Source organism: Dendronalium sp. ChiSLP03b, assembly GCF_034531165.2.
GTDB lineage: Bacteria > Cyanobacteriota > Cyanobacteriia > Cyanobacteriales > Nostocaceae > Dendronalium > Dendronalium minutum.
Map to the genome: position 1 here is coordinate 51,767 of NZ_JAVRBR020000145.1, position 14,660 is coordinate 66,426.

General features: G+C 39.0%; 12 protein-coding genes. 7 read left to right on the forward strand and 5 right to left on the reverse strand.

Annotation, left to right across the window (positions count from 1 at the left end; translation table 11 throughout):
* Window positions 1-162: 162 nt before the first annotated feature.
* From RMY31_RS33305 to RMY31_RS33320, 4 genes are all read right to left on the reverse strand, one after another.
* Window positions 163-2,157: a carbamoyltransferase gene (locus tag RMY31_RS33305; RefSeq protein WP_322661325.1), complete on the reverse strand. Its 1,995-nt coding sequence runs from the start codon at window positions 2,155-2,157 to the stop codon at window positions 163-165.
* A gap of 57 nt (window positions 2,158-2,214) precedes the next feature.
* Complete coding sequence (locus tag RMY31_RS33310; RefSeq protein WP_322661323.1) at window positions 2,215-7,539, reverse strand: non-ribosomal peptide synthetase; 5,325 nt, start codon at window positions 7,537-7,539, stop codon at window positions 2,215-2,217.
* Between the two features lie 498 nt (window positions 7,540-8,037).
* Window positions 8,038-8,277, reverse strand: coding sequence for a hypothetical protein (locus RMY31_RS33315; RefSeq protein WP_409879191.1), 240 nt, complete (start codon window positions 8,275-8,277; stop codon window positions 8,038-8,040).
* On the reverse strand, window positions 8,240-8,491 hold the full coding sequence (locus RMY31_RS33320; RefSeq protein WP_322661319.1) for a DUF3102 domain-containing protein: 252 nt from the start codon (window positions 8,489-8,491) through the stop codon (window positions 8,240-8,242). Before RMY31_RS33320 ends, RMY31_RS33315 begins: the two co-directional genes overlap by 38 nt.
* Window positions 8,492-8,864: 373 nt before the next feature.
* Between RMY31_RS33320 and RMY31_RS33325 the strand changes: the two genes are divergently transcribed.
* Complete coding sequence (locus tag RMY31_RS33325) at window positions 8,865-9,782, forward strand: hypothetical protein (RefSeq protein WP_322661317.1); 918 nt, start codon at window positions 8,865-8,867, stop codon at window positions 9,780-9,782.
* Window positions 9,783-9,786: 4 nt separating this feature from the next.
* Here RMY31_RS33325 and RMY31_RS33330 read toward each other — a convergent pair whose 3' ends face one another.
* Window positions 9,787-10,776, reverse strand: a complete 990-nt coding sequence (locus tag RMY31_RS33330; RefSeq protein WP_322661315.1) for a DUF3102 domain-containing protein — start codon at window positions 10,774-10,776, stop codon at window positions 9,787-9,789.
* 444 nt (window positions 10,777-11,220) lie between these two features.
* Between RMY31_RS33330 and RMY31_RS33335 the strand changes: the two genes are divergently transcribed.
* The 6 genes from RMY31_RS33335 to RMY31_RS33360 all read left to right on the forward strand — a co-directional run.
* Window positions 11,221-11,946 carry a VOC family protein gene (locus RMY31_RS33335; protein WP_322661313.1) on the forward strand — a complete coding sequence of 242 codons (726 nt, stop codon included), beginning with the start codon at window positions 11,221-11,223 and terminating at the stop codon, window positions 11,944-11,946.
* A 161-nt stretch (window positions 11,947-12,107) separates the two neighbouring features.
* A complete protein-coding gene (locus RMY31_RS33340) occupies window positions 12,108-12,470 on the forward strand; it encodes a hypothetical protein (protein ID WP_322661311.1) in 363 nt (120 codons plus the stop codon).
* 4 nt (window positions 12,471-12,474) lie between these two features.
* A complete protein-coding gene (locus RMY31_RS33345) occupies window positions 12,475-12,801 on the forward strand; it encodes an MbtH domain protein (protein ID WP_322661308.1) in 327 nt (108 codons plus the stop codon).
* A gap of 85 nt (window positions 12,802-12,886) precedes the next feature.
* Window positions 12,887-13,114, forward strand: a complete 228-nt coding sequence (locus RMY31_RS33350; RefSeq protein ID WP_322661306.1) for an MbtH family protein — start codon at window positions 12,887-12,889, stop codon at window positions 13,112-13,114.
* Between the two features lie 460 nt (window positions 13,115-13,574).
* Window positions 13,575-13,799 carry a hypothetical protein gene (locus RMY31_RS33355; protein WP_409879196.1) on the forward strand — a complete coding sequence of 75 codons (225 nt, stop codon included), beginning with the start codon at window positions 13,575-13,577 and terminating at the stop codon, window positions 13,797-13,799.
* A 644-nt stretch (window positions 13,800-14,443) separates the two neighbouring features.
* On the forward strand, window positions 14,444-14,660 hold a 217-nt coding region (locus tag RMY31_RS33360; RefSeq protein ID WP_409879197.1), incomplete at its 3' end, for a hypothetical protein.

Sequence of the window (14,660 nt, forward strand, 5' to 3'; positions counted from 1 at the left end):
TTATTTTTCGATGCGTTGGCGCAGGCTCTCCAAAGGAGAATCGCACATTGTTTGCTAAACAGATTTTTCTCTTGTCTTTTGACTAACTCTAAGATTACCTATCTTCTGGCTTCGCGTTTTTTAATAGGTATTCTTCAAAAGAGAAGTGATTAAGGATACTATTCATGGTCGGAGAATAATTAAGCGTTGCGACCACAATTCTATAAGTTCATGAATTATGTCTTTCGCTTTTCCTTCTTCTGCTTCACCATATTTATTGAGAAGGCTTTCTATCGTCTTCTCACTATTCGCTAACTTCAAAATATCAAATACTTCTGCTGATACCTCTCGCTGAAATTCATGATTATAGCTATTCTTAATATAGAACAAGTTGTCAAACTTTTCCTCGGAATTAAATTTCTTAACCTCATGCAACGAAATATGAAGCGGAAGAAAAAGTCTCAGAGGCATATAATGCCACCATGATACATCCTTCTTTCTAAGCAGATAATCTCCTACAACAGTATAGTCTAATCCTGTAGTTAAAAAACAAACTACGGCATCTTCAACAGAATCTACAATTGGTTCAACATTATTGTTGAAGGAAGTATTAAGCAAAATTGGAATGCTTATCAATTGTTTAAATGAATTAATCAAATCCCAATATCTTTTATTTGTTTTTTGTGATACTGTCTGGATTCTAGCTGTTCCATCAATGTGAGTTATTGCGCCTAAACTTTGACGTTTATCTTCTTTAACATTAACTACAAATATCATGAACGGGAGGTGTTTTTGATTATGTGGAACTTCAAAAAATTCATCCACATCCTCTTCTAAAACTGACGGAGCAAAAGGTCTGTAACCTTCCCGCTTCTTAATCATTTTGTTAATCCGAGTTTTATTTTCTTCTGGGCGCGGATCTCCAAGAATACTTCTGTTACCCAAAGCTCTTGGGCCAAATTCAGAACGACCTTGAACCCATCCTACAACAGAACCATTTGCTAATAACTTTGCTGTTTGTTCGGGAACATTGTCCAATTTCTCGAACGCAATAAAATCTTGCCATTGCATCAATTGGTTCACAACATCAGAAGAATTCCCGATATCTGTTCCCCAATAAACATGTTCAAGCTGAGAAGGCTTCTGAGCCGTTGGATTGGCCTGATAATAGGCATATAAAGCAGCTCCTAAAGCACAGCCGGCATCATGAGCCGCAGGCTGAACAAATATATTTTCAAACATTCCAGAGCGCAATATTTTCCCATTCAGAGTACAATTATGTGCTACTCCCCCTGCCAGACAAAGGTTTTTATGCTTTGTTTCTTGTTTTTGATGTTTAATTACATGAAAAATTATATCTTCTAGAGCTTCTTGAAGTGATGCAGCGATATCCTTATGAGTTTGTGTGAAAGATTCTCCTTTTCGACGCGGTATCCCTAAATCAAAAAGTGAAATTAACCTTTTTGGAAAAATTTCATAATCTCCATTAGGAAGTAACGTGTAAAATGTTTGAAATAAATCTCTATACTTTTCTGGGTTTCCATAAGGAGCTAACCCCATCACTTTATATTCATCAAATTGGTTATACCCCAAAAAAGATATTACATTAGTATAGAAACTACCAAGAGATTTAGGGATAGGAATATCAGCTATCTGCTTAAGCATTGTTCCCTTGCCCTCAAAAATCATACCAGAGCTGTTATCCCCTGAACCGTCAAATGTGGTAATCAGGCTACTGTCATAACCAGATAAGGCAAAAGCACTCATTGCGTGTGCATAGTGATGATGAACAAAACAGAACTTTTCTGGATCTATTTCGCAGCCTAATCCTCTACGAAAAAGATTTTGAAACACTATTTTTGGATCAATTGTTGTTAACTGAGGATGATTTAAAAAAAGTAGTTTAAGCCAAATTTCAGAATATTCAATTGAACTGTAAAATGCAATTAAGTCTACATCCTGTAGTTGTATACCATGAGTCTTTAAGCAAAAACGAAATGATTCTAAAGGAAACTTATTGGTATGCTTGATTCGATTGAGCCTTTCTTCTTCAATCGCACAGACAACTTTTCCATCTTCAATCAAAACACACGCTGCGTCGTGAAGCCAAACATCATCATATCCACGTCGTTCTTCGGAAATAAGCTCAAGTCCTCCAGTAAACCCTAAAACTAGCATTATATTTACCTCTGTATTCTGAAATTAATTACATCCACATCATTCACAAAAATTTTGCTAGCAAGAAGTTTTCGGTTGCTTCATAAGTAACTGCTTTTGTTTCTGACGTGCTGTTTTTTGTTTTTGGATACGTTGGCGCAGCCTCTCCAAAGGAGAATCGCGTACCATTTCAAAAGCTAATTTATCCTCTGTTATTTGACTTAAATATTGCGCTAAAGAGTAAATAGTCGGGTTCTGAAATAGAGTCACAACTGATATATCTCGCTGCAAAATTACCCGCAGTTTATGATTAACCTGAAGCATTAATAGTGAATGCCCGCCAAGATCAAAGAAATTATCATGAATACCTACTTTATCCAGATGTAACACCTCTTGCCAAAGCTTCGCTATCTGCTGTTCCATTTCTGACTGGGGTGCTTGATAAGTAGTCGTTAATGTTGAGCGCAAGACTTCTGGTGCAGGCAAAGCACGACGATCTACTTTTCCATTAGGCAATAGTGGTAAGGTCTCTAGGAAGATAAAAACACCAGGAACCATATATTCAGGTAAGAGTTCTTTGAGATAGGTTCGCAGCTCGTTAATTGTGGGTATTTGTTTTAGCAAACAAACAACATAAGCCACCAATTGCTTATCTTCTCGCGCCAAAACTACAACTTCTCGCACTGCTGGATGTTTGAGCAATGCATTTTCGATTTCACCCAGCTCAATCCGAAATCCTCTAATCTTAACCTGACGATCGATTCGTCCTAAATACTCTAAATTTCCATCTGGTAAATAACGAGCTAAATCTCCAGTTTTATATAGCCATGATTCAAATTTATTACTAAATGGATTAGATATAAACTGTTCCTTTGTTAACTCTGGTCGATTTAAATAGCCTCTAGCTAAACCAGCACCACCAATATAAATTTCTCCTGGGACACCAATTGGTACAGGTTGCAAATTAGTATCCAACAGATAAATTTGTGTATTGGCGATGGGACGACCGATAGTTACTTTATCATCTCTATTTACTTGAGTAAATGTAGAATAGGTCGTGTCTTCAGAAGGGCCGTAAAGATTGAAAACTTTCTGAATATGATGATTTTGATAAATCTGCTGTACAAGCTGATTTTGCAGTGGTTCGCCTGCAAGATTAACTGTCCTGACACAAGCAGGTATACCATTCACTTGCAATAATTCTGTAATGATGCTTGGGACTGTGTTCACCAAGCTGACCTCAGCAGCCAACGAGGGTAAGTGCAAAGCATTTTCTACAAGAATCACTTTCCCACCCCAACTGAGGGGGACAAACAGTTCAAATACCGATAAATCAAAGCAAATGGAGGTTGATGCTAAAACTCCAGCAAGTTCGTTATCTGTAAAGACCTCTCTTGACCATGTCAATAAAGCAACACAACTTTGATGTTCTATCGCAACACCTTTTGGTACGCCGGTAGAACCAGAAGTATAGATGACATAAGCTAGGTGATTCGGTTTTCCTTCACTAAGCAGATTTTCTCTACTCTGTTGGCTAAGTAAATCTGAATCTCTATCGATACAGACAACATGGAGATTCGATTTAGCAAACAATTCAACTAAATGGCTTTGAATCAACAGTACCTTTGCTTGACTGTCTTCTAGCATGAAAGCTAAACGCTCTTGGGGATAGGCTGGGTCTAGTGGTACATAAGCCCCACCTACTTTTAAAATAGCCAGCAATGCAATTAGCATTTCTGGACTGCGCTTCATGCACACACCGACAATGACTTCTGGCTTTACTCCTAGTTCTTGTAAGTAGTGTGCTAGCTGATTTGCTCGGTCGTTCAACTCTTGGTAGGTTAATTCTTGGTTGTCAAAAACGACTGCAACAGCATTTGGTGTTTTTTCTACCTGTGCTTCAAACAGTTGATGAATGCACTTATCTTGTGGGTAGTCTGTCTTAGTATCATTCCACTCAACTAATAACTTTTGTATTTCAGATGAAGTTAGTAGTTGCAAGTCTGCTACACGCTGTTGGGGATCGCTAACTATACTTGTCAATAAAGTCTGCAAGTGTCCCAACATCCGGGTTACTGTATCTGCATTAAATAAATTCGTATTGTACTCACAAGTTGCAACCAATCCTTGCTCGGAATCCTCCATAAACAATGTCAAATCAAACTTAGATGTGCCGTTGTAACTTTCTTCATAAGTAATTGATACATCCGTGAGATTTAGATTAGGCTTTGGCACATTTTGAAGAACAAACATTACTTGAAATAGCGGATTGTAACTTAAGTCTCGATTTGGCTGTAGTTCTTCTACTAACTTCTCAAAAGGTAAGTCTTGATGAACGTAAGCTTCTAAAGCTGTTGACTTCACCCGCGCTAGTAACTCCTGAAAACTCAAGTCGCCAGATAGGTCTGTACGCAGAACTAAAACATTGACAAAAAATCCTATTAATGACTCAATTTCTGCTCTGTTACGATTGGCGATTGGCGAACCTACTAATATATCAGTCTGACCTGTGTAGCGGTAAAGCAAGGTTTTAAAAGCCGCCAACAAGGTCATAAACAAGGTTACACCTTCTTGATGGCTTAGTTTCTTCAGTGCTTTTGTCAGAGTTTGAGACAGAACTAATTTCGCTTGAGTGCCATTGAAAGTTTGAACTGGCGATCGCGGTCGGTCTGTTGGTAAATTCAGTACAGGAAGTTCATCCTGCAACTTTTGTTTCCAATAGCTCAATAATGATTGAGTGCGTTCGCCATCAAGCCATTTTCGTTGCCAATTAACAAAATCTCGATACTGAATTGGTAATTCAGGAAGTGGTGAGAGTTTGGCTGTTGAGAATGCTTCATATAGTGCAGTTATTTCTTTAATCAGAATACTGATAGACCAACCATCCGCAATTATATGATGCAGAGTCACAAGCAATTGATAATTTATATCATTTAATTGGAAAATTTTACTACGCAAAAGCGATTGGGCAGATAAGTCAAATGGCTGTTGTGCAAACTCTGTAGCCAAACGTTGTGCTTCTTGGATACGCTCGTTTTCTGATAGCGAACGCAAATCTTCAACCATTAAAGTTAAGGGTACAGCTTCATTTACAACTTGGACGGGTTGTCCATCCACCACTGTAAAGCTTGTGCGTAATACTTCGTGTCGTCTAATAATCTGGTTAAGACTATCTTGTAAAGCTGTGAAGTTAATGCAACCTTTGAAGTTAATAACTATAGGAATATTATATGTAGGAGTATCGGGAGTTAACTGATTGATAAACCATAATCCCTGCTGGGAAAAAGATAGAGGATAATGTGATGTGTTTTTATCTTGTTGAATAAAGGATAATGACGGTAGTGCATCTGTTGTCATTTGAGCAAGTAATTTGGTGACAAGCGATCGCCCACTCATTCCTTCAAAAAAATCTGCTACAGATACTTCTACTTCTAAATCAACCTCAATCCGATTCTTCAACTCAAATACTTTTAAAGAATCAAGTCCCAGCGTACTTAATGGTTCTTGTAGATTAACATCATCTACTGCAATTGAAAGTACTCCCGCCAACAGTTCAGTTAAATAACTTTCTAGGAGTGGTTGACATTCTCTTGGAGGAAGTGCCAACAGTTCAGAACGCTGTAATTGAGTCTCCTTTTTGACAATATCACTAATTTTCAGAATGTCACTTTCAACTATATTCAATTCGCTATTTTGAAACTGAGCGCGAGTTGCACGTCGTTGAATCTTACCACTAGAAGTTTTGGGGATACTACCTGGTTTAATCAAAACTACGGCATAAACTTGTACTTCATGTTCATCAGTAACTGCTTGCCGAATTACGCTAGCTACTTCTACTAAATTTGGCTTGGCGCGAAACTCTAACTCTTGTACAATAAAGAGCCTTTCTTCGTTGTTAACTTCAATTGTAAATGCGGCACTCGCACCAGTACGTAATGATGGATGACTGCGTTGGGCGGTTAATTCTATATCTTGTGGATATAGATTGCGACCGCGAATAATAATTAAGTCTTTGGCTCGACCTGTGATGAAAAGTTCTCCATTGTATAGAAAGCCTAAGTCACCAGTTCGTAAAAATGGCCCCTCTCCTGTGTCTTTCAAATAGGCGTGGAATATTTGCTCCGTTTCCTCTTTGCGATTCCAATAACCTTGACCTACACTCGGGCCAGATCCCCAGATTTCGCCGATTTCATCTGATGAACAGCGAGTTAATGTTTCAGGGTTTACTATCACTATCTGCTGTTGAGGAATTGTTTTACCGCAACTGACAAAGCTTTGGATATCTTGACTCTGACCAATTGCTGCGACTATCTGGTTTTGTGAAAGTGCAGATTTCTCTACAGTTCTGACTTGGGCTAAGGCTGTTTTGATCCCACCGGAAACTATTAAAGTTGCTTCCGCCATACCATAACAAGGATAAAATGCTTCTGCACGAAAGCCACATTCTGCAAAGGTGACTGCAAATTGCTCAAGGGTATCTCGCCGGACTGGTTCAGCACCGTTGAACGCGACACTCCAACTACTTAAGTCAAGAGTTTCTTTTTGTTGTTGAGTAATTCTTTGAACACATTGTTCATAGGCAAAGTTAGGGCCGCCACTCGTGGTGCCTTTGTAACAAGAAATCGCTTTTAGCCAGCGGTAAGGTCTTTGCAGAAAAGATGCTGGCGACATTAAGATGCAAGGGAAAGCACCATACAATGGTTGCAAAATGCCACCAATTAATCCCATATCATGGTAAACAGGTAGCCAGGAGACAAACTTGCTACTGGGTGAATGTTCCATGAGTTGATAAGTGACAGCAGCGTTGTGCAACAGATTGCCATGACTGAGCATAACTCCCTTTGGCGTGCCGGTAGAACCCGATGTGTATTGCAGAAAGGCTAAAGTATCTACATTAATTGCAGGTTCCTGCCAAGAATCTTCTAGACCCTGTGCTATGTTATCAGTTGTAATCCAGCGAAAATTTCCCTGTTTTGTATCTGGTGTGAATATTGATTGTAATGCGGGGAGCATTGCTGTCGTGGTGAGAGCAACACTGGCCTGTGCATCTATGGTAATAGCTTGTATTCTGGGTGTTTTACGTTGATTGCGAGGGGGATAAGCTGGAACTGCCACGACTCCAGCATATAGACAACCAAAAAATGCTATTAGATAATCCAGTCCGGGAGGATACAGTAATATAGCGCGTTCCCCACTTAAACCAAGAGATTGCAGTTGAGTTGCTACAGCCCGACTGCGCCGATCCAATTCATAATAAGTCAGCGTTAATTCCTGAGTTTCTCCATCCTCAAGGAAAGTGAACGCTTGTGCGTGCGGCATTTGGAAACTGCGATCGCGCAGAACATCAACGATTGTTGCACATTGAGGGGAAATTTCTCGGAAGTAATTGATAATTGGGGTCATTACTATGCCTCAGCTAATTCCGATGCAGGCAAACAATAGTGGCAAAATTAATCTCACACTCACTCTTGGCTGAACAAGGATTTGAATCAGGTGTTATGTGTATCTTCTTGACAATCCACTGAGATAAAATCTAGCAAACCTTAGAAAAACACAGCCCTTTCTTGCTGAAAGTGGTGCTTTTACAGAACTATTTAACTCTATTGGGAAAACTCTTAGACAGACTTGGATGTTGCTTTAGGAAAAACAGCCTCAAGTTTATAAGCTAGTTATGCAAACTTATATGTTGCTAGTTATTTTCATTTAGACTTTCTCACATTACTAGGGATTGTGGCATTTACGCAATCCTTTATTAATAGCTAATAATTATCAATATTTGAAATATGTATCATTTTAGACTATCAAAAAAATAATTTATTACTTTTGATAGATGCCAATAGCTGGAAAAATCAAAATGCTTTTAACAACCTGATTTTAGCCCAGGCATAAGAATACCGTAGTCTAAGGGTAGCCCAATGGCTCAAATTTGAATAGTGAATGTGCGATCGCCTCAAAGCAACGCACACTTAGAGGATCGCCTGCAAAAACTTGCCTATTTTGCTGATGAGCGATCTGTATCATATCCTTACTTGGTAACCAAGGAAAAATCACAGCCTCCCCTGGTTCAGAAAACATTTTGACTAGCTGTTCAATCAGTTGCTCTTTAAGATCCGATTCTGGAAATCCGTCGGCTCCAACCAAACTCAGCTTTCAGCCAAGTCTCAAACTGTCCGTGCTTTAGCCGGGAGCGCACATCAGCCAGCTTCTGACCAATTTCCCAAATATCCTGTGCTGAACGTCGTAAGCGCTCCTTAATTTCTCCAGTTCGCTGCTGAATAACAATACGCTGTTTGTCATCCAAAATTTCGTAGTCGAAACCAGTGACTTCTTGACTATGTTTTTTTAACTTGCTCACAATTTGTTTAGACAACCTTCTACAAAAAATTTATCTTAGCCAATTATTATGTTAATTGTGCATAGCATCCAGCAACGTGATTGCTGAAAAAGATTTCAAAAGAAGCGAAATTATGAAGTAGTACGCGAAAATAATTTCTACAACTAAGTGTTTGATTCGATGCACTTCGGTCATTAACATACAATGCCTTGGATTGAGCGAATTGATGAACCGACCAGAAAGATGACGCTCACTTACTAATTATCTCAAGAAAATTACGTTTGAAAATGCGGATTGATATTAGTACCAGCTTAGGAAAGATATTAAATACAACTACACAAATCATGGTAAAACATAATATTGGCTCAAACACTATTGGTTTTGCAGCAAGACAATGAACATACCACCCCGTAAGCGCAAAAAAGCTACCTCTGCTGCCTCTTACGCTCCAAAACCACCAAAACACTCTGCAAAGAAAGATACTGCTCAACAAGAAAATCTTGCTTCAGTAACAATTACCGTTACCGCTGTTGAAGTCGAAGATTTAAGTGAAGAGGAACAAAGCTTACGCCTGCATTTAGAGCAAAAAGTTGAACGCGCTTTTTATGAAGCAGGGAAGGCGTTAATGGAGTTACGCGATTGCAGGTTATACCGTTCCACACACAAAACATTTGAGGACTATTGCCGCGAGCGCTTTGGTTACAGCCGTAGACAACCTTACCTTTTAATGGAGGCAGCTGTTATTTTTGATAATTTAACTGAAAAATGTGATCAAATTGATCACATTTTGCCCACATCTGAAGGGCAAGTCCGGCCTTTGACAAAGCTAGAACCCCAGCAACAACAACAAGCATGGCAGCTTTCAGTCCAGGAGGCTAGTGGCAAAGTTCCTACTGGTAGAATCGTCAAAGACGTAGTTCAGCGATTCATGGAGTACAAGAAAGTGCCAAATAATTATGAAATTGGTGAAGTTTGCCAAATCATTGCCCAAGACAATCCCGAACTCAGGGGCAAGAGTGGGTGTTGGGCGATCGTCAGCCAAGTGAACGATTTCACCTGCACCGTCAGGCTTTGGGATGGAGAGTACACTATTGGGCTAAAGCATCTGAAGTCTTATGGTTACTCACCTTTGGGATGTCAGCAAATACAACAAATCAGCGATCGCATCAGCAAAATATACTCCAGCACGTTGGAAGAATCAGTTCAAAGGTTTTTGGAGTCTTTAGGAAAACTGAACCGACCTTATTTAACTGTTTTGGAAGAAAAACTGTTGAATGTTTTGGATTCGGGAATTGGGATCGGAACAATTTAATAATCTAAGAATAGTCCAATGGCTCAGTTTTTAATCCTAAGTGTGCGATCGCTTGACGACAACGCTCAATATCAGGATCTCCTGCAAACACTCGCCTATTTAGCTGATGAGCAATTTTTATCATATCCATGCTTGGTAGCCAGGGAAAAATTACTGTATTCCCAGATGCCGAAAACATCTCGATCAGCTGTTCAATTAAACCCTCTTTGAAATCTGATTCAGGAAAGATAATTACAGTTTTTGCCCGCTCAACTAACCAATCATGATCCCAGTCATCAGAGGTAATCGCAATAGCAAGTGCAGCAAAGGGTATGCGTTCAACAAATTGGGATGAGGCTGTATCACCACAGAACAAAAAATGTTGCTTTTCTAGTAAAAACCAACTTGACTGTATTTCATCAGGAGTTGAAGCGACAGGCGAGACTGAGGAAGTCTTTGCTACAGTCACTTCTGAAACTGGCGTTTCAACTTTAACTGCCTCCTTCGGAATTATAGTCACAATCTCTGGTTTACAAGTAACTGACTGTGGTGGTTCAAGGGAAGCAGCAGAAGTAGACTGCGATTTTTCTTCCTTAATTACCTGACGAATACTCTTATGAGTTAAGGTTTCGCCTCCCTTTGCACGTTGCAGAATTTCCTGACGGATGTTTTCTGGAGTTGATGGTGCTGCTAAAAGGTAGAGTGCAGATGTGGCAATATTTATTTGTGCAAAATTTGCACGTTCTGCAAATGCTTCATAAACATTAATAAAATTGTAAGCCGTCCGTCGGCTCCAACCAAACTCAGCTTTCAGCCAAGTCTCAAACTGTCCGTGCTTGAGCCGAGAGCGCACGTCAGCCAGCTTCTGACCAATTTCCCAAATATCCTGTGCTGAACGCCGTAAGCGCTCCTTAATTTCTCCAGTGCGCTGCTGAATAACAATACGTTGTTCAGAATCCAAAATTTCATAGTTGAAGCCAGTGACTACTTGACTCTGTTTTTTCAACTTACTCACAATTTGTCTAAAATTACTTTCTACACAAAATTTATCATAATTGATTATATGGTGATTGTGCATGGTATCCAGCAACGTGATTGCTGAAATCTTTTTCAGTCATAGGCAAGTGATGAGGTAAGTAGCTTGATATTTTTTGAGCTTGATGATAATCTTTATAATTAATGCTTTCCCACTAAACGATGAAAAAAGAAAAAAATGGTTTTTTAATATCAAAATAGGGTATTTTACTTGAGTAAGATTCTTAATTAGTAACGTAATATCTGTAGTGTTCTGTCATCCATTGACCTTTGGGTGAAAAATATGCTCGTTTTAGTGGAGGCAAATAAAAGCTCAACTAATAGTACGGACTAACTTTCCACACATGGGTTACTGAGTAAGACAAATATTTTTGTCTAGAGTCTAGAGTTCAGCAAGAAAAACTAAAGCTGAGAATTAGTTGCTATGCAAACAACGTCACTCCAGATGAGTACAAATGATTTTTTTCTAGAGGTAGATCGCATTTTTATCTGCACGGCAAAAGGTGCTGAAAGTGTATCTGTTCTTGAAGAACTTGGTTTTTACTGCTCTAATCAATTAGTGCAGCATGTGGAACAGGGAACAGCCTCAAGGATAATTTTTTTTGAGAATACTTATCTTGAGTTAATTTGGGTAGAAAATAGACATTTAGTAAAACAGCAGTCTGTACACGTGGGAGTTCATATACTAAACCGCTTTCATGGGCAACATATAGGAGTATCTCCCTTTGGTATTGGTCTACGCAAGAAGTCTGATGACAGCAGTTTAGTATTCCGTTCAACTTCAAATTGGACTGAGTTGATACCAGAGCAGATGTCTATTAGTTTTGCAACAGAAAATCTTGAAAATCAGAAAGAGCCTTTTTGCTTTGTGATTCCTGACTGTATTGCTCTCACAACTTGGCTCGACCCCTCATTAACAGCGCATCAACAATTAATCTCTCATCCTTTGGGTGTAAAAAAGCTCACAAATGTAAAAATCACAGTTAACAGTGACAAAGATTTAACTGATGCTATGTCTGTGCTTTGTACGCATAGTGCTGTTACTATTGAACGAGGGAAATCTCCATTGCTAGAGTTAACTTTTGACGAGGGAATTAGAGACAAAAATCTTGATGCACGACCAATTCTGCCAATTTTGTTGAAATATTAAAACACAGCTAATCACATCGCTATCAAAAAGAATAAACTAATGAGTATTTAAGTTGCATCAAACTAGGTCTGTTCGCGCAGCGTTCCCGCAGGGTAGCCCTTACTACAAAATAATCATCCTGAAAAATGAATGACGATTAGCTTATCAATGGAGGTACTACTATGGCAACAATAGGAAAGTATTGCAAAGCTTACTCTTTGAAAAAATTACGTGAGTTTACTCAGTGGACGGAGTGTATTAAAAATACAAGAAAAGAAAAAAAAGAAGTTTCGGGCAACGAAGTTGAAGTGAATAGGGAACTCACTGATGATGATTTTCTTTATCTGCAAGAAAACTACGTAGTCACAGATGGAATTTTCAAGGATGAGAATATTATTTTTGACAATGTAACTCCGCAATGGAAGGAATTTTGCCACAATACCCTTGCTTTTGAAATTCCAGTTTACGAAAGAGTACAAGTACAAGCATCAGCAAATCAAGACAACAGCAATTCAAGACAACAGCAATTCTTAAAGGGGAGATAATCTCATGAATGAGTTAGTGCAGCGATTGTCAGAAGGAGAACATCCTGTTGAAGCAAGCTTACGACCAGACAAAACAGCTACGGCGCTGAAAGAAAGTATCGACCGAGGGTACGTACATATCAAATTTGTAAACACAAAGGGAGGTACTGATTTAGGTGTCAGACTCGACCCGGAAGCATCTAATTTTAATGAAGCTGACTTTGAGCGTCAAACAGGGAAAGTTCATTTGGTTGGCAACTTGACATTGAACTACGTAAAAGTTAAATGCATTGCAGATATTGATTTACAAACACTAGAAGGCAAGGGACACCTTGAATCAGTCCAACAGTGAGCCTCACCAGTCGCACAGAATTTAATTCTCAATTTTGGCGAAGTTGCGCCTAATTTCTTTCTAGTTAAATAACGGGAGACAAAATATGTACCAAGACGACAAAGAAGACACAACAATTTACAAAGTTGTAGTCAATCATGAAGAACAGTATTCCATTTGGCCAGACTACCGGGAGAACCCTCTCGGCTGGAAGGATGCTGGCAAAAGTGGTTTGAAACAAGAATGTCTCGAATACATTAAAGAAGTATGGACTGACATGAGACCGCTCAGTCTTCGCAAGAAAATGGAAGAAGCCGCTCATAGTCAGCCATAACGACTATTTTAGTCGAATGCTACTAAGTTAAGCGCAAACCCTTGATATGGTTGACTTATGGGTGTGGGCTGAGTGGGTGTAGGGTATGGGGAATTAAAAGATGTTGAACTCCTTGGCGCAATCCAAATTCAATTGTCATTAAACACTACACCCTATATCCTGCCAAAAGCGAGATTTCATCTTTCCTTAGAGACAAATGTTCAATTTTTACTACAGATGTTTATAGGCGATCATTTCTTCCTGCACTCAGCCCAATCACTTTTGTTGCAGTCTCTTTCTCAAGAACTACATCGGATTACTAGTGAAATGAAATATTGACTATTAAACTTATTATTGCTTCTTTCATCAAATGATTCAGGGTTTTTGCAACAAATCGCATTATTAAGAAGTAACTCCCAATTTTTGCCAGAGATCCTATAACTGGAACACAATCAAGATAGTAGTATTTTTATTCTACACAATGCTTGAGCCAAACTCAGCTAAAAAACTGTTCTGCCCCATCTGGCTCAACCAAACGCAGTACTTTGAAGATGTATCCTCACAAGTCCCTTTAGAAGGTTACCAAGTTTGTCAAAAGTGGCTCAATGAGCGCCAAGGCTGCTTTCTTTCCGAGCAAGATATTCAGCAATATCAGCGTATTGTCAGTCGTCCTAACTCTTTCCTATCCACGATTAGATTGTTGTAATGGTCGCTTAAAATGAGTTAGAAAATAAAAAATCATATTGATTGGTACTGAAAGAAAAACTGAGCCGAACAATATCGTTCCATACTTTATAAACTCATGACTTGTATCACTTTGCTCTACAATTACTGAAGCTGAAACAGATTGAGTTAACAATATCAAAACAAAACCGATGAATGGTAGTGCAACCAGGAGCAAATTTGAATAAAGATTAGACTTTGTACCAGACCACCTGCCATCAGAGAAATTTATAACTGTTACGTCCCCAACTATTGAGTAGAAAGTCTCATTGGCAACCTGACCGTCCGGATGATATCTAACAGCAACAAAGTAATACCATTTTGGTACTGTTTGAAACATAATTCGAGGATCATCCACAAAACATGAAGTGTAATCGCCTGGTTTAAAAATCTGGAGGGATACGAAAGAGTTTCGATATCTGAATTTAGCAATTATGGAGAATAAGTAGCCAAAAATAACAATAATTACGAGTTGAGCAATTGCTATCCATCCTGAGATTTCAAAATCAGTGTTTATCACTTTTTTCCCAATCAAACTAATTTGACCATGCTTTTAGAGTACCCAAGGGATGCTTACCAGTTAACTATTTTAGTTAAATATGTTACAAGAATCACTTATCCAGGTTGATGAAGTTAGTTCCACTTGGGAAGGAAGTTACTCAGCACTGGCGGCGAGCGCAATTTTTTAATGTCGTGTTATATAGGGAAGACGACATTGGGGTAAAAGCTTTAATTGTTAGGCATTTAGCGTCAATTAACGCCCCAGCGATCGCGCATCTCGGCTCAATACCACCTGGGGATTATGGTGGTAATGCAAATACTCTCACTCTTGGGCAATCTCTTG

Coding starts and splice junctions, on each gene's coding strand:
- RMY31_RS33305 (WP_322661325.1), bottom strand. CDS start 2,157: ATGCTAGTTTTAGGGTTTACTGGAGGACTTGAGCTTATTTCCGAAGAA.
- RMY31_RS33310 (WP_322661323.1), bottom strand. CDS start 7,539: ATGACCCCAATTATCAATTACTTCCGAGAAATTTCCCCTCAATGTGCA.
- RMY31_RS33325 (WP_322661317.1), top strand. CDS start 8,865: ATGAACATACCACCCCGTAAGCGCAAAAAAGCTACCTCTGCTGCCTCT.
- RMY31_RS33335 (WP_322661313.1), top strand. CDS start 11,221: ATGCAAACAACGTCACTCCAGATGAGTACAAATGATTTTTTTCTAGAG.
- RMY31_RS33340 (WP_322661311.1), top strand. CDS start 12,108: ATGGCAACAATAGGAAAGTATTGCAAAGCTTACTCTTTGAAAAAATTA.
- RMY31_RS33345 (WP_322661308.1), top strand. CDS start 12,475: ATGAATGAGTTAGTGCAGCGATTGTCAGAAGGAGAACATCCTGTTGAA.
- RMY31_RS33350 (WP_322661306.1), top strand. CDS start 12,887: ATGTACCAAGACGACAAAGAAGACACAACAATTTACAAAGTTGTAGTC.
- RMY31_RS33355 (WP_409879196.1), top strand. CDS start 13,575: ATGCTTGAGCCAAACTCAGCTAAAAAACTGTTCTGCCCCATCTGGCTC.